The sequence below is a fragment of the Mesobacillus sp. ABV4_180 genome, assembly GCF_056158485.1.
This window is the reverse complement of the sequence record NZ_JBSWTJ010000001.1, coordinates 1857352-1876586: the sequence shown is the minus strand read 5'-3', so window position 1 is coordinate 1876586 and position 19235 is coordinate 1857352. Positions and strand designations below refer to the sequence as shown.

General features: G+C 43.5%; 20 protein-coding genes and 1 other RNA gene. 9 read left to right on the top strand and 12 right to left on the bottom strand.

Features of this window, described 5'->3' with window-relative positions; genetic code table 11:
* The first annotated feature begins 876 nt into the window (after nt 1–876).
* The 3 genes from ACXAEA_RS09480 to ACXAEA_RS09470 are packed head-to-tail and all read left to right on the top strand — an operon-like array spanning nt 877 to nt 3185.
* Entirely contained in the window at nt 877–1026 is a 150-nt protein-coding gene (locus tag ACXAEA_RS09480; protein ID WP_475095646.1) for a cytochrome c oxidase subunit 2A, read from the top strand.
* Between the two features lie 27 nt (nt 1027–1053).
* Complete coding sequence (locus ACXAEA_RS09475) at nt 1054–1530, top strand: cytochrome c oxidase subunit II (protein ID WP_475095645.1); 477 nt, start codon at nt 1054–1056, stop codon at nt 1528–1530.
* Nucleotides 1530–3185, top strand: coding sequence for a b(o/a)3-type cytochrome-c oxidase subunit 1 (locus tag ACXAEA_RS09470; protein WP_475095644.1), 1656 nt, complete (start codon nt 1530–1532; stop codon nt 3183–3185). Before ACXAEA_RS09475 ends, ACXAEA_RS09470 begins: the two co-directional genes overlap by 1 nt.
* A gap of 34 nt (nt 3186–3219) precedes the next feature.
* Here ACXAEA_RS09470 and ACXAEA_RS09465 read toward each other — a convergent pair whose 3' ends face one another.
* The 3 genes from ACXAEA_RS09465 to ACXAEA_RS09455 form a co-directional block, all read right to left on the bottom strand.
* The gene (locus tag ACXAEA_RS09465) at nt 3220–4122 is read right to left on the bottom strand and encodes an EamA family transporter (protein ID WP_475095643.1); all 903 of its coding nucleotides are present in this window, start codon (nt 4120–4122) and stop codon (nt 3220–3222) included.
* Nucleotides 4123–4169: 47 nt separating this feature from the next.
* The gene (locus tag ACXAEA_RS09460) at nt 4170–5678 is read right to left on the bottom strand and encodes a carboxypeptidase M32 (protein ID WP_475095642.1); all 1509 of its coding nucleotides are present in this window, start codon (nt 5676–5678) and stop codon (nt 4170–4172) included.
* Nucleotides 5679–5803: 125 nt separating this feature from the next.
* Nucleotides 5804–6037 carry a DUF2249 domain-containing protein gene (locus ACXAEA_RS09455; protein ID WP_475095641.1) on the bottom strand — a complete coding sequence of 78 codons (234 nt, stop codon included), beginning with the start codon at nt 6035–6037 and terminating at the stop codon, nt 5804–5806.
* A gap of 193 nt (nt 6038–6230) precedes the next feature.
* Here ACXAEA_RS09455 and ACXAEA_RS09450 point away from each other — a divergent pair, with 193 nt between their 5' ends.
* Nucleotides 6231–6377, top strand: coding sequence for a hypothetical protein (locus ACXAEA_RS09450; protein ID WP_475095640.1), 147 nt, complete (start codon nt 6231–6233; stop codon nt 6375–6377).
* Between the two features lie 35 nt (nt 6378–6412).
* On the opposite strand, the gene ACXAEA_RS09445 is transcribed toward ACXAEA_RS09450, so the two are convergent.
* A complete protein-coding gene (locus ACXAEA_RS09445) occupies nt 6413–8776 on the bottom strand; it encodes a nitric-oxide reductase large subunit (RefSeq protein ID WP_475095639.1) in 2364 nt (787 codons plus the stop codon).
* 220 nt (nt 8777–8996) lie between these two features.
* On the opposite strand from ACXAEA_RS09445, the gene ACXAEA_RS09440 reads away from it, so the two are divergent.
* The 5 genes from ACXAEA_RS09440 to ACXAEA_RS09420 are packed head-to-tail and all read left to right on the top strand — an operon-like array spanning nt 8997 to nt 11763.
* Nucleotides 8997–9686 (top strand): Crp/Fnr family transcriptional regulator, encoded by a 690-nt coding sequence (locus ACXAEA_RS09440; RefSeq protein WP_475095638.1) that lies wholly within the window; start codon nt 8997–8999, stop codon nt 9684–9686.
* 52 nt (nt 9687–9738) lie between these two features.
* The gene (locus tag ACXAEA_RS09435) at nt 9739–9978 is read left to right on the top strand and encodes a DUF2249 domain-containing protein (protein ID WP_475095637.1); all 240 of its coding nucleotides are present in this window, start codon (nt 9739–9741) and stop codon (nt 9976–9978) included.
* Nucleotide 9979: 1 nt separating this feature from the next.
* A complete protein-coding gene (locus ACXAEA_RS09430) occupies nt 9980–10195 on the top strand; it encodes a DUF2249 domain-containing protein (RefSeq protein WP_475095636.1) in 216 nt (71 codons plus the stop codon).
* A gap of 5 nt (nt 10196–10200) precedes the next feature.
* Nucleotides 10201–11445 carry a hypothetical protein gene (locus ACXAEA_RS09425; protein WP_475095635.1) on the top strand — a complete coding sequence of 415 codons (1245 nt, stop codon included), beginning with the start codon at nt 10201–10203 and terminating at the stop codon, nt 11443–11445.
* Nucleotides 11446–11457: 12 nt separating this feature from the next.
* Nucleotides 11458–11763, top strand: coding sequence for a metal-sulfur cluster assembly factor (locus ACXAEA_RS09420; protein ID WP_475095634.1), 306 nt, complete (start codon nt 11458–11460; stop codon nt 11761–11763).
* Between the two features lie 41 nt (nt 11764–11804).
* On the opposite strand, the gene ACXAEA_RS09415 is transcribed toward ACXAEA_RS09420, so the two are convergent.
* The 8 genes from ACXAEA_RS09415 to ACXAEA_RS09380 all read right to left on the bottom strand — a co-directional run bounded on the left by ACXAEA_RS09415 (nt 11805) and on the right by ACXAEA_RS09380 (nt 19221).
* The gene (locus ACXAEA_RS09415) at nt 11805–11972 is read right to left on the bottom strand and encodes a hypothetical protein (protein ID WP_475095633.1); all 168 of its coding nucleotides are present in this window, start codon (nt 11970–11972) and stop codon (nt 11805–11807) included.
* Nucleotides 11973–12120: 148 nt separating this feature from the next.
* On the bottom strand, nt 12121–13263 hold the full coding sequence (locus ACXAEA_RS09410; protein WP_475095632.1) for a THUMP domain-containing class I SAM-dependent RNA methyltransferase: 1143 nt from the start codon (nt 13261–13263) through the stop codon (nt 12121–12123).
* Between the two features lie 128 nt (nt 13264–13391).
* An RNA gene (rnpB, locus tag ACXAEA_RS09405) (RNase P RNA component class B) lies at nt 13392–13780 on the bottom strand.
* A gap of 83 nt (nt 13781–13863) precedes the next feature.
* Nucleotides 13864–14163 carry a cell division regulator GpsB gene (gpsB, locus tag ACXAEA_RS09400; RefSeq protein ID WP_475098095.1) on the bottom strand — a complete coding sequence of 100 codons (300 nt, stop codon included), beginning with the start codon at nt 14161–14163 and terminating at the stop codon, nt 13864–13866.
* A gap of 81 nt (nt 14164–14244) precedes the next feature.
* The gene (locus ACXAEA_RS09395; RefSeq protein WP_475095631.1) at nt 14245–14805 is read right to left on the bottom strand and encodes an SLOG family protein; all 561 of its coding nucleotides are present in this window, start codon (nt 14803–14805) and stop codon (nt 14245–14247) included.
* Between the two features lie 142 nt (nt 14806–14947).
* Entirely contained in the window at nt 14948–15265 is a 318-nt protein-coding gene (locus ACXAEA_RS09390; RefSeq protein ID WP_475095630.1) for a CotD family spore coat protein, read from the bottom strand.
* Between the two features lie 386 nt (nt 15266–15651).
* The gene (locus ACXAEA_RS09385; RefSeq protein WP_475095629.1) at nt 15652–16929 is read right to left on the bottom strand and encodes a ribonuclease H-like domain-containing protein; all 1278 of its coding nucleotides are present in this window, start codon (nt 16927–16929) and stop codon (nt 15652–15654) included.
* A gap of 18 nt (nt 16930–16947) precedes the next feature.
* Nucleotides 16948–19221 carry a DEAD/DEAH box helicase gene (locus ACXAEA_RS09380; RefSeq protein ID WP_475095628.1) on the bottom strand — a complete coding sequence of 758 codons (2274 nt, stop codon included), beginning with the start codon at nt 19219–19221 and terminating at the stop codon, nt 16948–16950.
* Nucleotides 19222–19235 lie beyond the last annotated feature (14 nt).

The following is a 19235-nucleotide window of genomic DNA, read 5'->3' as shown; positions in this document are numbered from 1 at the left end:
CGTTCCTGTGACCCCTTTTCGGGCAATGTAGAGCCATTGCTTTTACCGTTTTCGTTCCTGTGATCCCTTTTCGAGCAATGCAGAGCCACTGCTTTTACCGTTCTCGTTCCTGCGACCCTTTTCCGGGCAATGCAGCTCCGTTGTTTTCACCATATTCCTTCCTGCGACCCCTTTTCGGGCAATGCAGCTCCGTTGTTTTCACCATATTCCTTCCTGCGACCCCTTTTCGGGCAATGCAGCTCCGTTGTTTTCACCATATTCCTTCCTGCGACCCCTTTTCGGGCAATGCAGCTCCGTTGTTTTCACCATATTCCTTCCTGCGACCCCTTTTCGGGCAATGTATCTACAGCGAAAGCACCGCCACCGGTGCTTTCGTAGAAAATTATTTTTCTTTGGATTGGTTCTGAACCTCAATCCATATCTTTTTCTCTGCAGCACTGCCGCATTTTTTGCAGATTCTGATTTCGTCATAAAGAGAGCGACAATGTTCACAATAAAATTTCTGCATTACTTTCACATCCCGAAAAAACCATTTTCTATTAGTTTATTAAAGTCTTATTAAATGGTGAGACCTGTTTTCGATTACTCTAGTTTTAAAATGTCAAGCAGTTTGGTCACACACGTTTTACCCGCTCGGTCAATATTGCTCACACCTTCACATTTGTGTTTTCACAGATAATTCACAATTACCCCTCGTTCCATGTGACTTAAATCACTGTATTGGCGCGTTTTCACCATTAACATAGTAAATATAGCAGGTATGAACAATTTGTGAACTGCAGGAAACCATATTTACGTTTCCAAATTGTTTTGTATTATGAAAGTGTACTCATCAAATTATTTACCGAATTAATTATGCGAAGGGAGTGGACCGGGATGGCTCAGCCTGGAATTGGGAAGAAAACAAGCACAAAGGTGGAAGATCAATCTTCCTTGAAAGGAACACTTGCATCCGTTTTCTTGTTAGGGTTCTTTTTAATCATTACTTGGGTAGGCGTTTATTTCTTATTTGTAGACCGTTTTTAAGAGAGACCAAAAGGGGAGAAAAATACAATGCACATTCATAAGTTTGAAAAAATCTGGCTGATTTTCGGGATCACGACACTGCTCGTTTTCCTGTCCGTAATCGGGGTCAGCGCATTCTATCTTGGAAACCAGCCGCCAAGCTGCCTGGCAACAATCAATCCTGAAAAAGTAGATTCTACAGCTCCATTCAATGAACCTGGACTGAAAAAGGTGGAAGGAAAAGAATGGGATTATGAACTTGTTTTCGTCGCATCGGCTTTTGCTTACAATCCTGGTCAGGTAGAAGTTCCGAAGGGAGCAAAAGTTAAGGTAATCGCGACTACAAAAGACGTCATCCACGGTTTTGAGGTAGCGGGCACAAATATCAACATGATGCTCGAGCCTGGCTTCATCAGTGAATACGTCACTACATTTGACAAGGCCGGCGAATTTCTGATCGTTTGTAATGAGTATTGTGGCGTCGGCCACCACATGATGTCGTCTAAAATCGAGGTGGTAGAATAATGAATACAAAATCAATCAATCCAAAAGTTGACCGCCGTGACGGCAAACTGGCGATGGCCCACTTTTATGTCGCTTTCATCGCACTTGCCATAGGCGGACTTGCAGGCTTGCTGCAGACACTTGTCCGCTCAGGAAAATTCGAATTACCTTCATGGACTGGATATTATCAGATCCTCACGATCCACGGTGTAGTACTTGGACTCGTTTTAACAACATTTTTCATCATGGGCTTCCAGCTTGCTGCTGTGAGCAAAACATCTGGAACATTGACTGACAAACAGCGTTTGACTGGCTGGATCGGTTTCTGGACGATGACAATCGGTACTGTGATGGCTGCAGTCATGATCCTTACAAACCAGGCTTCTGTCCTATATACATTCTACGCACCTTTACAGGCGCATGCACTCTTTTACCTGGGTCTTACACTTGTGATTGTCGGAAGCTGGATTGACGGCACCGCAATTATTATGGCTTACGCTTCATGGAGAAAAGCAAACCCTGGAAAGCCTAGCCCGCTGCTGACTTTCATGTCACTTGTCAACACACTTATGTGGATCGTTGCAACGATTGGTGTTGCTGCAACAGTATTATTCCAGCTGCTTCCTTGGTCATTAGGGCTTGTTGAGCGTGTGGATGTATTGGTCAGCCGTACATTGTTCTGGTATTTCGGCCATCCGCTTGTATATTTCTGGCTATTGCCTGCATACATGGCGTGGTACGCTATCGTTCCAAAAATCATCGGCGGAAAAATTTTCTCTGATTCATTGGCGAGGATGTCCTTCATCCTGTTCCTGCTGTTTTCCATCCCGGTAGGTTTCCACCACCAGTTGATGGAACCAGGAATTGATCCAGCATGGAAGTTCCTGCAGGTTATTTTGACATTCCTAGTTGTCATCCCTTCATTGATGACTGCATTTTCACTGTTTGCGACATTTGAGATGTTTGGCCGTTCAAAAGGTTCTACAGGTTTATTTGGCTGGGTGAAAAAGCTTCCTTGGGGAGATGCGCGTTTCGCAGTACCATTCATCGGTATGCTTGCATTCATCCCCGCTGGTGCCGGCGGACTTATCAACGCTTCCCACCAGCTGAACCAGGTAGTGCATAATACAATCTGGGTTACTGGACACTTCCATTTAACTCTGGCAACATCTGTCGTTTTGACTTTCTTCGGGATTTCCTATTGGCTGGTCCCTCACCTTACTGGAAGGGTCCTGACAAAAGCTATGAATAAGCTAGCGATCATCCAGGGTATTGTCTGGGCGATCGGCATGACTTTCATGTCTGGAGCGATGCACGCTGCCGGATTGCTTGGAGCTCCCCGCCGTTCATCTTTCTCCACCTACGGCGGTTCTGAACAAGCTGCAGAATGGATTCCTTACCAAGTGGCTCAAGCAGTCGGTGGATCGATCCTGTTCCTGGGAATCATCCTGATGCTTTACATTTTCATTAATCTTGCATTCTTCGCACCTAAGGGTGAAGAAGAATTCCCTGTCGGAGAGGTTGCTGATCAGGCGGAAAAAACTCCGATGGTATTTGAAAACTGGAAGCTATGGCTTGGTATCACTGTTCTATTGATCCTATTCGCTTACACAATTCCGTTCATTGATATGATCGAGAATGCACCGATTGGTTCCAAGGGATATAAATTTTTCTAAGAAAAGCTATCTCTTAAAATACAAAGCACTTCACTCAAACAGTGAAGTGCTTTTTTCGTATCCACTTTGGAAGGGAAATATTTAACGATACAACTGAAAAGATGATCAGGGCAGATCCGAGCAGCTGAAATCCACCGAGCCGATCCCCATAAACCATTACACCCAGTAAAGTTGCTACTACAGGTTCAAGGGTAGCTACTACTGCAGCAGTACTGCTTTCTGTCCTTTCGAGTCCCCATGAGTATGCAAAATAAGCGAGCACTGTAGGGAATATCCCCAGGCCAATTGCGTACAGCCAGGTTTCCCATGTGAAAAGTGCAGCTGCTTTTCCGGCGATTCCCGTTGACGGAACAAGTGCCGCAGAAGCTACGATAAACGTATACAAGGTGACTGTAAATGGGTGATAACGCCTTAAAGCCACCTTTCCGAATATGCTGTAAAGTGCGTAGCCGAACCCTGCTCCTAGCCCGATCAAGATACTTGAAATCGAAAAAGTGGTTCCCTGCCCCGAGATTCCAGCAGCAAGAGTGCAGCCGATAATCGTCAGTCCTATTGCAATAAGCTTTTTTCTGTTCATGCTTTCCTTCAGGAAGAAGAAAGACAATACCGCGACAAATGCAGGAGAAGTATACAATAACGCGACTGCAATCGGGATATTCATTAAATTGATTGCCGTAAAATAGGACCAGTTAAAGAAGACGACGCTTAATATCCCTGTTCCAATAAACAGATACATATCTATTAACCTGACTTTTAAATGGCTGCGGTAGAAAACTGCACCCAACAGAATCAGGATCATGGCTGCCGTTAATACCCTTATAGCGACAATTTCCATGGGGCTTAATCCCGTATCGGTCAGGCCTTTTACAAAAAAGCCTATCAGGCCCCACATTGCAGCAGCGAAAGCAATCATTATATAAGGCAAGTTCCTGGACATAAATTCACCACACAGAAAAGATGGCAGATATACTGCCATCCTTAAATTTATACTAAATGATATACCTTATTGTATTTTTCATATAAATAATCTACTAAGTGCTTGGCATTTAAACCTTCTCCGGTAACATCGGTCAAAATCTCAAGGGGTTTCTTGATTTTACCGTGTCTGTGGACCTTATCTGTCATCCATTCTTTCACCGGCAAAAGGTTCCCCTCCTCAAGCAAATCATCAAAGTTCGGCAAATCCTTAAGCATTGCATTCTTGAATTGAGCTGCATACATATAGCCTAATGCATAGGATGGAAAATATCCAAAGCTTCCACCTGCCCAATGTACATCCTGAAGTACACCTTCAGCATCATTTTCGGGTCTAACACCAAGATACTGCTCATATTTGTCATTCCAGATCTCAGGCAGGTCTTTTACCGCAATTTCATCATTAAACAGCCCTTTTTCAATTTCGTAACGGACCATTACATGCAGAGGGTAGGTCAGTTCATCTGCTTCGATTCTGATCAAGCTTGGCTTGGATTCGTTGATTGCACGATAGAAATCGCTCACATCCACCCCGGAAAATTGCCCTTCTGAGTATTCCTTCAGCAGGCTGTAATTGTGTTTCCAGAAAGAGTAGTGCCGACCTACAAAATTTTCATAGAAGAGTGACTGTGATTCATGGATACCCATAGATGTGCCAGAACTCAATGGGGTTCCAACTAATTCTTCAGATATATTTTGTTCATAAAGGGCATGGCCGCCTTCGTGAATTGTCCCGAATACTGCTGTCCTGAAGTCGGATTCGTCATATTTGGTCGTGACCCTTACATCCCCCGGATTAAGTCCCATGGCGAATGGGTGAACCGTTTCATCCAATCGTCCAGCATCGAAATCATAACCCATCTGCTTAAGAATTTCGAGGCTGAATGAACGCTGCTTGTCTTTAGGGAACTTCTGAAACAGAAAACCTGTCTCTGGCTGATTATGTGAAACCGAGATTTGTTGCACCAGCGGCACAATCTTTTCACGCAAATCTCCAAATACCTGATCCAGGACCTCAACAGTTACCCCAGGCTCATACATATCCAGCAATGTATTGTATTTATTTCCTTCATATCCCCAATAATTGATGAACTTCTTAGTTGTTTCAACCAGCTTTTCAAGGTATGGCATGAACATCCCAAAATCGGATTTATCCTTTGCTTCCTCCCAGACATTTTCCGCTTTTGATTGCAGGATTACAAATTCACGGTATTCTTCTGCAGGAATCTTTTTATTGCGGTCATAATCCTTCCTGCATTCTTCCAGTGCTTTACGGGTAATTTCAGACAATCCATGTTCACCTGACAATCTAGCTATGTATGATGCCATTTCTTCCGACACAGACATATTGAATAACTCAGAAGAAAGTACTCCAATAACTTCTGAACGCTGTTCTGCCCCTTTCTTGGGAGCACCAGTCCTTAAGTCCCAGTAAATCAAGGAAAGTGCTTCGCTGTATGCGGTCATTTTCTTAACATAATCCAAGAATAGCTTTTCTGTTTGTATTAAATCACTCACGATTTCACCCCATTTATCTCATTCATCATCATCTTATCATACTTTTCAGATATTTTGGTTTACGAAAAAAGAAAAACAACAGGCGAACCTGTTGCTTAAGAGAATTATAGGATAAATACTATTGGTTATTTCGTTCTTCCAATGGCAACTCGCCATGTTTCCGGCCCAGCTTCGAGGTATTCCCATGAAAAGGATTCAGGACGTTCCATCATGAATTGGTATTGGAGTGGCCTTGGGTCATGGTCATTGACAATCTGCATAAACTCTCCAGGTTTCAAAGCATCAAAGTTTTGAAATATAGTAGGGTGTTTTTCCCGTGGTGCATAATCAGGTACATTGATAATTACGTTAAAAGTCATTTCACTCGCTCCTTTTTTGCGACTAAATTTCTTAACAACTTAATTATAGAAGCAGGTAATCGCCGGAGAAGTGAGCGTGGTCACATTTTCACTATGATATAGTTAATCTCCGTCCTGAAATATGTCTATTTAAAAAAACAAATAAAGGAACTTTCCTTGCGGGGACGAATTATCTTATCAGGAGGCGATCATTTTGAAAGAGTTAGTGGGCAGCTGTCAGGTTTGCGGTAAGGAGATCTTTTGCATGGATGGATTCCTTAATGGCGTCCATACGGAAGAAGGAAGAATATTTTGTTTTGAATGTGAGAAAAAAGATTGGAACTCACATAATCAGAAATAAACCGCAAAGCTTTGATTGCTTTGCGGTTTGATCGATCATTCTTCTTCTACAGCCAAGTCTTTTACCGGAAGCGGCTCTTCCTCTTTATGTGTTACCTTTCGCAAATTGAACAATGCCTTGATGCTGAACACTGCCAGGGCAGCGACACCAATAAGGAAAATCGAATCCGGAATAGCCCTTAAAGTCAGGAGCATTTCGACCGTATCCTGCTGCAGGAACTCAGCTGAACGTGAAGCTGCATAGCCATTAAAGAATGCTTCTTTAATCTGGAGATATCCTACTGGAAGCAGGGACAGGAATACCATTCCAGCCAAACCGACATTCAGCATGATGACAATGAATTTCACCCACTTATCGCTCCATTTTTCAGGATTGACGATATTGCGTAATGAGTAGACTAGTACGGCTCCGGCGAACATACCATACACGCCCATCATGGACGCGTGGCCATGTGTTGGAGTAAGGAACTGCCCGTGCTCGAAGAAGCTGACTGCCGGCAAGTTGATCAGGAAGCCCAATACACCTGCACCAACAAGGTTCCAGACTGCAACAGAAATCAAGAACCAGAAAGTGCCTTTATAAGGGAAATCCACTCCGCCGTCACGCATCATTTTATACTGCTCATATGCTTCTAAAATCAGCAGGGTCAACGGAATGACTTCAAGTGCTGAGAAGACAGCCCCCAACGCGATCCAAACTTCAGCAGAACCGTTATAGTAGTAGTGGTGGCCAATACCGATCACACCAGCACCCATCAGGAGGATCAGCTGGAAGTACAATGCTTTGACCGTGGATTTCTTTGTAACAAGCTTCATTTGAACCATCAGGAAGCCAATAACCACGACGGCGAATACTTCAAAAATCCCTTCAACCCACAGATGGATGATCCACCATCGCCAGTAGTCTGCAAATGTATAGTGTGTACCTGGATTGATCATGAAAGCGAAGAAATAAAATGCTGGTACAGCAATCGCTGAGTAGAACAATAGGTGAATCAGCCCGCCTTTGTCAGACTCCCTCTTCAATCCGCTCTTGATGCCCCGGAATACGATGTACAGCCAAATCAGCATCCCGATTGCAAGTATGAATTGCCAGATGCGGCCAAGCTCAAGGTACTCCCATCCCTGATGGCCGAGCAAGAACCAATTGTTGCCCAGGTAACCGTTAGCACCAAGCCATTGACCTGCCATGCTTCCTGCGACAAGGACGACAAGTGCCCAAAATAAAATATCAACCAATAACCCTTGGCGCTTCGGTTCATGTCCGCCAACAAGAGGTGCAACGAAGATTCCCATTCCAAGCCATGCTGTCGCGATCCAGAAAATCGCGAGCTGCAAGTGGAAACCTTTCGTGATATTGAACGGCAGGATATCATGGACCCATTTCATTCCGAAAAAGCTGTCAGGCTCAATGTAATAGTGTGCAAGCAGTGCTCCGAACATTGCCTGGACAAAGAACAGCACTGAAACAACCGCGAAATATTTTCCTGTTTTTAATTGTGATGAAGTAAGCGGCAATTTTCTCAAATCAATTTTAGGGAAATTCCCTTCAGAATATGCCTCTTGCATACCTAGATGATAGCGGTAGAAAACAAACAGGATCAATCCAACAAACAAAATCAAAATTGTCACGCTTGCGCCGCTCCACCAGACAGCTGAGAACGACATTGTATTTCCTGCGTCTTCATAATATGGCCAGTTATTTGTATAAGTGATTTTGTCATCTGGTCTTTCTGTACTTGATAACCAGGCAGTCCAGAAAAAGAAATCAGCAATCTGTTCGATCTGGTCGCCCTTCGATACCCAGGCACGCTCCCCGTCCGGCATATGCTTTTCCTGGATCAATCCAGGCTTCAGCCCCCAGCGGTCACCCTCTGTAAAAATAGTATGGTAGAATTCCCTTACCTTTTGGTGCCCATAAACCTGAGCATCAGTCAAAACCAGTTCATCTTTATCCGGAATGTAGCGATTCTTCCGCATTTCCTTCATGACGTTCTCACGGATGATCGTTTGTTCATCCGTGCTTAACTCTTGATAATCACTTTGGTATACTTCCCGGGACTTGAAGTCCTGCATGCCTTCAGTATATATTTTCAAAGCTTCTGCCGTATAATCAGGCCCCATATACGACCCGTGCCCCAATACTGTACCATAATCCATCAGCCCATATTTCTGGAAGACTGCCTGCCCTCCCATAATGCTGTCCTTTGTTAAAATGATTTCCCCCTTTTCGCTTGTCACTTCAAGCGGTCTTGGAGCCATTTCCTTAAAGATCCAGTACCCTCCTGTCAGAAGCACTGTAAAACTAAGCAATAATGTGATGATGAGTACGGATTTCAACAGTGAATTTCTATTTTTCTTAACCACTGCTTTCGTGGATGTCCTATGCTGGATTTCCATGTTCCATACATCCCCTTCCCTGTTTGATTTACACCTTAAGCATAAAAGGAAAAGGATTTTCGGTTTGTGAAGTACCTCATTTAATGGGTGTGATTTTTCCCACAGGAGTGAGAATAATTTTCAAAAAATCTTCAATATATGATTCAGCTCACTTCGTCTTCCTGCATAGGTTGCTAAAATCAATAGTAGATACGTAATCCCTTACAGAGGAGAGATAGATATGCACATATCCCAAATAAGGCAGCAATTAAAGGAAGTTCCTATTTTCAAAGAATTATCTGCAACTGAGCTGGATCCGATTGTTGAAATTGCCCAGCCAAGATTCTATAAAAACAAAATGTACGCCTTCATGCAGGGTGATCCGCTTGATCGAGTCTTTTTCATCCATTCTGGAAAGGTCAAAATTTATAAAACCGATTCCTCTGGGCGTGAACAAATCGTATCGGTCCTTGAGGCAGGCGAAATGTTTCCTCATGCCGGCTTCTTCCGGAAAGGCAAATATCCGGCGCATGCGGAAATGATGGAGGATACGCAGATGATTGTGGTGCCAATATCAAGGTTTGAACAAATTCTTGTTGCATACCCGGAACTTTCAATCAAGCTATTCAGGGTTCTTGGCGAGAAAATCATCGACTTGCAGGCACGCCTGGAGGAGCAAATCCTGCACAATACGTATGAACAAATCATTATGCTGCTGCTGCGCCTATGCAAGACAAATGGAGAAAAAAAAGATAATGGCTTTAAACTAACCACTCATTTTACAAATAAAGAATTCGCCAATATGATTGGCACTTCACGTGAAACAGTGAGCAGGACCATCAACTATTTAAAAAAGAAAGAACACTTGAGTGTCGATGCTAATGGCTGCTACCTGATCGACCACGAAAAATTGCATCAGGAATTGTTTTGATACATGCGCATTAGTTGTATATACAAATTTATGAAACCAGGAGTTGAGTCATATGGAAAAAAAGACGATTGAATTGGATGTTAGGGAAGATATCAAAAATAAGCTGGAGCCATTCCAAAAAATCATGGAAGCTGTCTCAGAACTAAAAAAGAATGAAGTCCTGGTCCTCCATGCCCCGTTCAAACCCGTGCCACTGTATGGAGTTTTAAAAGCAAAGGGATTTGAGCATGAGGTGGAAAAAATCGAAGCGAAACATTATAAAATCACTTTTACCAAAAACGGAGGGAATTAAGATGATTCTGGACAATAGAGGGCTGGAACCGCCACAGCCAATGATGAGGACACTCGCGGCTCTTGAAGATTTGGAAGCAGGGCAATCACTCATCATCATCAATGACCGCCGTCCAATGTTCCTGTTCGAGCAGCTGGATGAGCTTGGGCTTCTATACCTTACCGAACAGCAGGAAGATGGAAGCTATCGTGTGACCATTTCCCGAAAAGCGAGGTGATTTAAGTGTTTCAACAAAGCAATGGCAACGAGACAAACATCGTACTTCCCTTTTCATTCATTGCCTTTAGCATGCTGGCATTAGTGCTGTCCCAGCTGCTTGTCTTGCTGAACGGCGACATGCTTGTTTCTGGGATTTTCAGGCTTCCGGCAATCTGGTCTGCAGCCCATCTTTTTGTGCTTGGCTGGGCATTGATGGTCGCAATGGGGGTGATGTACCAGCTGGTGCCTGTCGCGTTCCTGACTCCGATTTGGAATGAAAGATTTGGATTTTGGCAATTCGTTATTACTGCGGCTGGCATCGTTTTTTTCGCTGCATCATTGTACAACCGCCCAGAGGATGCACTGATTCCTGGAATTGTGACATTAGCTGGCATTGTGATGTTCCTTTTTCAAATGTTCATGACATTAAAGAGCCAGGCGAAGCCCAATATCCTTACTTTATTCGTCGGGACTGCCCTTTTATCTCTGCTGGCGACAATTACGCTCGGAATTATGCTCGTCTTAAGCTTGAATACTGGTATTGCCTCAGAAACTTACCAGGCCATCTTTAAATCGCATATTCTATTAGGTACTGCAGGCTGGTTCTCTTTATTGATCTTTGGCTTTTCCTATAAAATGGTGCCCATGTTCTCACTATCACATGGTTACTCCATGAATCCGGCTGTCTATGTTTTCGCTGTATATATTATCGGAATAATCCTTTTAGTATCATCATTCATCACAGATAATCATGCACTCGAAATATCAGGAACCCTTTTGCTATTTGCAGGATTCGTGCTTTTTTCATGGCATGTCAAAAAAATCATTGATAAAAGGGTAAAGAAAAAGCTTGATCGGCCATTCAAGTTCGCACTTTTCGCGATTGGATGCGGTGCGGCAGTCCATTTGGCCGCAGTCCTTAGCAGTGCAACAAATACGCTTGCTGGATTCGCGGGTCCTCTTTTATTGACTTATATGATTGCCTGGATCGCCTTCAGCATCATTGGCTATCTGTATAAGATTGTTTCATTCCTTTGGTGGACACATAAATACAGTAAAGAAATCGGCAAAAAGCAGGTGCCAGCCTTGAAAGATATGATCGATGATAAGCTGGCGCTGCCGTTGTTTGCAATGCTCACTGCAGGGACGATTCTACTTTTACTATCTTTTGCCGTAAAGCTCATCACCATCTTTCACATCGGCCAGGGGTTGATTGTGATCGCAGTTGTTCTGTTCAGCTTCATCATTGCAAAAGTCGTTACTAAATAAGGAGGAGTACCAATGAAAGAGTTAGTGGAGAAAATAAGGGAGAATTTGAAAACCGTATATGATCCTGAATTAAATATCAATGTGGTAGATTTGGGGCTTATTTATGAAATCGATATTCCAGAAACCCGCACAGCGAGAATTTCAATGACATTGACAACGCCTGGCTGTCCTCTTCATGACAGCATCGTCAGCGGCATAAAATATTGTGTACAAGGCATGGACGAGATCGATCATGCAGACGTACGATTAACCTGGGAACCAGCATGGACACCAGACCGGATGACAGAGGATGGTAAAAGATTGCTTCAGGGGTTTTAATAAAAAAAGAAACGCTTTGCATTGAAGCGTTTCTTTGCACTTTATTTTGGATTTGAAAGGCCAAATGACAATGCCTGGCGAAAGTTATTTTCTGCTTCCTGTAATTCAGCCACCTGTAAATCATCTGCCTGAAATTCATTACGCAAGGCTTCGGAACTAGAAGAAAGAGCTTTAGAGATTTTTTGAAAGTCGATAAAAGAATAATTCATTGCCATCCCTCCAATCACATTAAAGATAAATGTATTTTATTCTCCAATACCTTTAATTATTCTAGGAAATTGGTCTTGACCAGGTAAAGTTTCAAAGCAATTTTTCTAACTATAAAAGCCTCCTGCTTGCCAGGAGGCTTTGTTGGTTTTACTGATCAGCACGAGGCGGCCGTTTGCCCCAATATTGATAGTAGTCTGTTCGGATGAAACCATTGAAAAGCTTCCTTTTCTTTGTTGCTGGCCTTCCGTATACTTGTTCAAAATTCTCGTTAGACGTCAGGATATAGATTGACCATGTGTCAAGCGGAGCAAATGTCTTCCCCATTTGATGGTACATATCTTCAACGGCATTCTTTTCACCAAGTCGTTCACCGTACGGCGGATTCCCTACGATGACTCCGTATTCCTTCCTGGTGGTGAAATCCTGTACCCGCATTTGTTTGAATGAGATCAAGTCGCCAAGCCCGGCTTCGAAGGCATTTTCTTCCGCAATCTTGACCATCCGGTGATCAATATCCATTCCGCTGATATCAAGCGGAGTATCGTATTTTGCGAGATCCTCTGCTTCCATCCTGACTTCATCCCAGACCGAATCAGGGATAATTCCCCATCCCTCGGAAACGAATTCACGATTGAAACCTGGAGCGATATTCTGTCCAATCAATGCCGCTTCGATCGGAATTGTTCCTGAACCGCAGAACGGATCGACGAATGGCTTGTCCGGATTCCAATTGGTCAGCATGATCAGTGCCGCAGCCAGCGTTTCTTTTAATGGAGCTTCCCCCTGGCCAGATCTGTATCCCCGCTTGTGAAGCCCGCTTCCGCTCGTATCGATTGTTATGGTAGCAACATCCTTAAGGAGAGCAACTTCAATTTTGAATAATGGACCATTCTCTTCGAACCAGCTCGTCTTTTTATATGACTTTCTCAAGCGTTCGACAATGGCCTTCTTAACGATTGCCTGGCAGTCGGAAACACTGAACAGTTTGGATTTAACCGACTTTCCTGAAACGGGAAATTCGGCATCCTCAGGGAGAAATAACTCCCATGGAAGTGCTTTCGTTTTTTCAAATAGCTCATCAAATGTATATGCCTTAAATTCGCCAACCTTTATTTTAATCCTGTCTGCAGTCCGGAGCCACATATTGCTTCTCGCAATTGCCATGGCATCACCTTTATAGGCGATCTTCCCGTTTTCGACTTGGCAGTCATATCCAAGATCCCGCACTTCCTTGGCGACAATTGCTTCAAGGCCCATCGCGGAGGTTGCGATTATATCAAAATTCTTCATCGTTTCACCCTTTATTTCCAATATACTTATGTACCTTATTATGACCAATCACACTAAATATACATAAAAAAAGCTCTCCTGGCAAAAGGAGAGCTTTAATAAACACTCATACTAACCCATTAATAACGTTCTGTAAGCCATGTTTTGTACCTTTGTACTGCAAACGACCAAAAGTCTCGTACTCCGGTGGTAATCATCTATCTACAGATGAGAACTCATCTGTCCTTCCCTTTGTTCAGTTCCTCCAGGAAGGTGCCCCTACCATCGTTTGGGTTTCTCGCTCGTGGGGTTTACCTCGTTCCACCCTCCCAATTTCTTGGAAGGCTCCGTCACTGTGGCACTTTTATAGGTATTCATGCCATATCGTTGCCGACTTAGGCATTTTCCCGGCCGTCAGCCGAGCGTGAGCTCGGCTGCCCTGGCTTATGAATTGGCCAGGCACGAACACTACAGGCATCTCAGCCTGTGCGAGCATGGACTTTCCTCTGCAGCATAACTGCAGCGATTACCCGAACGTTATTAACAGCTACAAAAATTATTATATGTAAGTTCAGCTTGAAAAGCAATGGTAATACATTTCAAAAAATAGCAGGAACTGGATTAATCGTAAAGTTTATCACCAAATACATGCTTTTCAAGATTTGACAGCCTTTTCAGGATGTCGAAATTCGTTGTTCCAGCTGCCTGAGTGCTTGGGCGGCGTGATGCCTCGTCAAGCTGTTTTTTCAGGCGAAGATTGTCCTGTTGAAGTTCTTCAATCTCCTGCTGCATCATTTCATAATCCTTAATGACCAAATCAAGAAACTTATCAACATCTTCTGGCTTGTAGCCACGCATTGCTGTTTTGAATTCTTTTTCTAAGATATCTTTAGCAGTTAACTGTATTTTATCGGATAGCATTCCATTCACCTCAATATACCCCATCATCAAATCTTATTTTTTCAAAAACAGGGCGATTTGTCAATTTTTCTTTTACTCACCTTAAAATCCCTGCTGTCTCAATTGTTCTTCTTCTACGACCATTTGTAAATCGTACAATGATATTAATCTTATATCATATTCATGGGTTTCTTCATACTTTTTTGCAGTTTCATACATAAATTTTGGACTTCCCTCTTTTTCTGGGTCGTACAGAAGGATCAGCACATCACTTTTCTCCACAAAAAACTGGTTCTTAAGCCTGAATTGCCATGGTTTTTCGTACGGCTTCCTGGAAATGGCATCAACATGGTCTGCACCAGCCAGCACTGATTCATACCATTCCTTGTTGGCATCTTTCCAGGTTTCTTCCTGATTGAGGAAGGGAGTGAACACGGATAGTTTCAGGTCAGGGAATTCTTCCTGCAATTCCATAACCGCCTCTCCGGCCCATAATTCAACACCAAGCTGCCCGCTGATCATGACCCATTCCAGTCCCTCATCGATTAAAGGCATCAGGCTTTTTTTAATCGCAATCTTTATATATTCAGCTGCTGGATGATTATGTTGGAAAACACCAAGTTCAAAAGGTTTATAGCCAGATATTGCAGCTACTTTTGCCATATTATCTCCTTCGCTCACTTTTTTTATCTCGAACAAAAACGCTATGTTATATGTATTCCCACTATGTCATTCATAAATCTTGTTTCCATGAATTCATATCACTAAAAAAACAAGGGCTGATCAGCCCTTGTTGCAGTCTCTCTTATCGACCAAATCCCATTCCTGGACCAGGACCAAATCCCTGTGGCCCGCCAAATCCCGGGCGAGGCCTAGGGCCAACAGGAGCAACTCCAGCGCCAGGAACCGGACCTGGACCGCCGTAGAAATTCTGGTGTGTCACCTGGTTCACTGTGGACTGAGTTTGCGGGAAATAATGGACATGATCGTAGTTGATGTGGTTTACATTAGTTGTGTGTGTTGGATGAACATGTGGAACTACATTGTTCACATAGTTATGGTTCACGCAGCATTTAGTAGGGTGAACCACTGTTGGCAAAACATGTGTTGGCTTACAGTACATAGTGCATATCTCCTTTCCTGTAGACTTAATCTTTACATTATCAGCCTATGAAGAAGGAATGCGTCTTGTACTAATGAAAACACCTATTTTTACATGGAATCTGCAATGCAAGTTCCAAATGACATTTTAGAGGAATGTGTAAAAGTTGTCCTTCAGACCACTGAAAATAACAGCAATGAGGGTAATAACTACAAAATAGAGAACTAAAACCGCCTTATACATCCTACCAGCCCCGTAAATAATATTGATTTTTAAAACACCATACAGTTTTACATTTTACAACGTCCTAACCATACATACAACAGGATATTACAGGATTTATACTGGTAAATGTTAAAATTTTGTTACAATTCGCGAATTCATGACGAAAGATGTCGTGAAAGGCTTTAGTTTGGCGGATTATGCGCTTGCCCGGGAAATGCTTTTTGGGAAATCCTCAGAATTCTCTTCTCCAGTTCCTCTTTGAAGATCATGTCTTTTTTTGTTGAACCTTTTTCAGTAAGATGAATTTCTTTTGCTAAACGGCAATATTCTAAAGCCATTTCATGATCCTTTTCGCGGTGCTCAAAAAATTTGGCGAGTTCAATACAGGCTTCCTTGCGTTCTCTGCTCGTACCCTTCTCTGAGGTTTCCTTCCAAAGCGAAACTGCTTCCGGCCACTCTTTATTGCGTTTATGCTCAAATGCCAGGGCATGCTTTGCTGAAGCTTCTTGTTCATTTCCTTCCTCTGTAAGTCCGCTGAATGTTTCCCTGGCCTTTCTGTGTTCACCCAGATAGGAAAACCAGCGTCCGACCTCAAAGGTTTCACGTGGTGACTGCAACTTGTCTCTCCCAAGAATCTGAAAAGTCAAATGCGTATACAATGTGAGCAAAGACAGAATATCCGTTTCATTGTGTTTGACCACACCAAGCAAGCCTTCTGGATTTTTACGCTCAAGAAAGTCAAAATAGATCATCGGTGCAAGAAAACCAGGGATATCATCTTTCCGTTCAAGACCCAGCACTTCCTGTTCGACAATACTCAACTTCATCCGGTCAATTTTATGCTTCCACATTCTTCTCGCTGCATGATACAAATCGAAGTGTCCATAAGACGGTAATTTGGGCACATGGTCACGGACAAGGGTGTGCCGCGTTTTCACTTGCGGCCAATCAAATGCCTTGCCATTATAAGTTACCAGCGTTGTATAATCTGCGTTTTCCAAGAAACTCTGGTATAGGGCAACCTCTGCGCCGGGATTCGGCAGAATATGCTGTTTCAATTTTACAAAATCACCTGAAATGCTGGCATGCCCAAGAAGGAAGATCGTGTTGCCTGCTCCGCCTCCAAGACCTGTCGTTTCGGTATCAAAAAAAACTAAATCCTCGGGGCTATGACCAAACGCAGACAATGGATGTTTTGTGCTTTCTTCATTCCAGAGTGAGACAGCCTCAAGCAGATCACGGAATTGATAATGTCCATGCTGATGGTCCAGCGGATAATTCACTTCCCTGACAAGACAGTATTGGCCATCAAAATAGAAGGGGGAAACCTGTTCCTGCTCCCACATTTCGAGAAAAGGTATTTCAGGAGTTTCCTCAGCAATTACCGGTTCAGACTTTGGCTTATCAATATTACTTTTGATATGTGGTTTCAATCGGTTCAATTTATTCTTAAGACTCATTTCTTTCCCCCTCCTTCCCTACACTGCTTTAATGAATAAATTCAGTAATTTAACTACATCTTTTTTAGAATGGATGGATGTTGTGTCCGTACCGATACATGACGGGCATCCGTCTGAACATTGGCAATTCAGGACCATCTGTTTTGTCTGTTTCAAGATTTCTTCGATACCCGAATAAATCTTTTCGCTCAAGCCAATACCTCCCGGGTAGCGATCATAGAAAAAGATCGTCGGCTTTTCGTTATGTGCCGCTTTAACCTGGGGAACTACATGAACGTCAGATGGATCGCACATCACGAATAATGGGGCAATATGCTTCAGTGCCTGGGATGTCCCGATCAGCCCCTCTTCCAGACGATCGTCTGCAAACTCGGAAAGTTCCTTATTCAGCGAAATCCAGGCAGCGCTTGTGTGCAGTTCCTCTTCAGGTAGATAAATCGGACCGGAGCCAATATTTTCATGAGTTTCGAACCTGATCTTCTTGAAGATTGTTGCCATCGCCCTTACACTGACATCACCGTAGCCGATTTCAGTTTCTGCATTTCCACGGTGCTTATCTTCTTCAAGCACATTGAGCTGAACAGCGAGATTGGCATCTGTGAAGTAATCGACATCGACCTCACGAACAAATGCCTTCTTTTCCTCCCAATCAAGCTTCTCTACCTGATATTGATTACCTTGATGTAAATAAATAGCTTCCTCATGCAGCAGTGTCATTGCCGAGAATGTATCCATCTCCCCGATCACCTTCACATTTGCTACATCGGATTGATCGATGATGACCACATTTTCCTGTGATGCTGAACGAAGACTGATATTATGCGCCGGGAATGCATCATTCATCCAGTACCACCTTTCTCCGTTTTGATGGAGGATTCGCTCTTCAGTCAGATATTCGAGAATCTCTTCAATTTCTGCTGCTCCAAACGAATCCCCCTTTTTAAAAGGCAGTTCATATGATGCGCATTTGATATGATCAATGAGGATGATCAGATTATCAGGATTGATTCTTGCTGTTTCCGGACTCCTGTTGAAAAAGTAAGCCGGATTCTGGATGACATACTGATCAAGGGGGCTTGAGCTTGCCACCATTATGACAACCGACTCTCCATGACGGCGGCCTGCGCGGCCTGCCTGCTGCCACGCACTTGCAATCGTACCTGGATAACCATTCATGATGCATACCTGCAGCTGCCCAATATCTACACCAAGTTCCAGCGCGTTTGTACTGACAACTCCATAAATCTCACCTGAACGAAGTCCCTTTTCTATTGCCCGCCTTTCAGTAGGGAGATAACCTCCCCGATAGCCCCGGATTGCTTTTGGTCCAAGCTTATGTTTGACAAGCTCCTGCAGGTAAGTAAGCAAAATTTCGACTCTCACCCTGCTCCTGGCAAACACGATGGTCTGAATCCTATTTTTAAGGAACTCTCCTGCAAGCTTTCTCGTTTCCAGTGTCGCGCTCCTGCGAACATTCAGCGGGATATTGACCACCGGAGGATTGTAAAACAAAAAATGCTTCCTTCCTGATGGTGCACCATTATTGTCAATCAGGACCATATCCTTTTCTGTCAGCCCTTCCGCCAGTTCAAGGGGATTGGCAATGGTCGCAGATGTACAGATAAACACAGGGTCGCTGCCATAATAATTGCAGATTCTCTTCAGTCTCCTGATGACGTTCGAAACATGGCTCCCAAATACCCCCCTGTAAATATGCAGTTCATCGATCACTACATACTTCAGATTCTCGAAAAGGGAAACCCATTTAGTATGATGCGGCAGGATGGCAGAATGGAGCATATCCGGATTCGTGATGACAATATGTCCTGCCCGCCTCACCTTCTGGCGGATATTCGAAGGTGTATCACCGTCATATGTATAGCTGTTTATTGACAGCTCCGCCTCCTGGATTAACTCATTGATCTCACTTTTCTGGTCCTGCGCCAGTGCCTTGGTAGGAAACATATAAAGTGCACGTGCATTAGGGTCCTCAATGATTGACTGAAGTACAGGCAGGTTATAGCACAGCGTCTTTCCGGATGCTGTAGGGGTCACTGCCACGATACTTTGCCCCTTCATAATCTGCTCGTACGATGATTTTTGGTGGGTATAGAGTTGTGATATGCCTCTTCTTGCTAAAGCGTTTTTTAAAATCTCACTTAAACCATCTGGCATTTCTTCCGTTTGAGCTTCTTTCTCCTCAATTGTATGCCAGTGGACAATATTCCGCTTTACCGATTCACTAACCTTTAAATCTTGTAAAATCTCCTGCATGCTTTTCCGGACTTTCATTTCGTTCACCTCGT

What these genes read in the sequence shown, in the direction of transcription:
- ACXAEA_RS09480 (WP_475095646.1), top strand. Translation starts at nt 877, where the DNA reads ATGGCTCAGCCTGGAATTGGGAAGAAAACAAGCACAAAGGTGGAAGAT.
- ACXAEA_RS09475 (WP_475095645.1), top strand. Translation starts at nt 1,054, where the DNA reads ATGCACATTCATAAGTTTGAAAAAATCTGGCTGATTTTCGGGATCACG.
- ACXAEA_RS09470 (WP_475095644.1), top strand. Translation starts at nt 1,530, where the DNA reads ATGAATACAAAATCAATCAATCCAAAAGTTGACCGCCGTGACGGCAAA.
- ACXAEA_RS09465 (WP_475095643.1), bottom strand. Translation starts at nt 4,122, where the DNA reads ATGTCCAGGAACTTGCCTTATATAATGATTGCTTTCGCTGCTGCAATG.
- ACXAEA_RS09455 (WP_475095641.1), bottom strand. Translation starts at nt 6,037, where the DNA reads ATGACTTTTAACGTAATTATCAATGTACCTGATTATGCACCACGGGAA.
- ACXAEA_RS09445 (WP_475095639.1), bottom strand. Translation starts at nt 8,776, where the DNA reads ATGGAAATCCAGCATAGGACATCCACGAAAGCAGTGGTTAAGAAAAAT.
- ACXAEA_RS09440 (WP_475095638.1), top strand. Translation starts at nt 8,997, where the DNA reads ATGCACATATCCCAAATAAGGCAGCAATTAAAGGAAGTTCCTATTTTC.
- ACXAEA_RS09435 (WP_475095637.1), top strand. Translation starts at nt 9,739, where the DNA reads ATGGAAAAAAAGACGATTGAATTGGATGTTAGGGAAGATATCAAAAAT.
- ACXAEA_RS09430 (WP_475095636.1), top strand. Translation starts at nt 9,980, where the DNA reads ATGATTCTGGACAATAGAGGGCTGGAACCGCCACAGCCAATGATGAGG.
- ACXAEA_RS09420 (WP_475095634.1), top strand. Translation starts at nt 11,458, where the DNA reads ATGAAAGAGTTAGTGGAGAAAATAAGGGAGAATTTGAAAACCGTATAT.
- ACXAEA_RS09415 (WP_475095633.1), bottom strand. Translation starts at nt 11,972, where the DNA reads ATGAATTATTCTTTTATCGACTTTCAAAAAATCTCTAAAGCTCTTTCT.
- ACXAEA_RS09410 (WP_475095632.1), bottom strand. Translation starts at nt 13,263, where the DNA reads ATGAAGAATTTTGATATAATCGCAACCTCCGCGATGGGCCTTGAAGCA.
- gpsB (WP_475098095.1), bottom strand. Translation starts at nt 14,163, where the DNA reads ATGCTATCCGATAAAATACAGTTAACTGCTAAAGATATCTTAGAAAAA.
- ACXAEA_RS09395 (WP_475095631.1), bottom strand. Translation starts at nt 14,805, where the DNA reads ATGGCAAAAGTAGCTGCAATATCTGGCTATAAACCTTTTGAACTTGGT.
- ACXAEA_RS09390 (WP_475095630.1), bottom strand. Translation starts at nt 15,265, where the DNA reads ATGTACTGTAAGCCAACACATGTTTTGCCAACAGTGGTTCACCCTACT.
- ACXAEA_RS09385 (WP_475095629.1), bottom strand. Translation starts at nt 16,929, where the DNA reads ATGAGTCTTAAGAATAAATTGAACCGATTGAAACCACATATCAAAAGT.
- ACXAEA_RS09380 (WP_475095628.1), bottom strand. Translation starts at nt 19,221, where the DNA reads ATGAAAGTCCGGAAAAGCATGCAGGAGATTTTACAAGATTTAAAGGTT.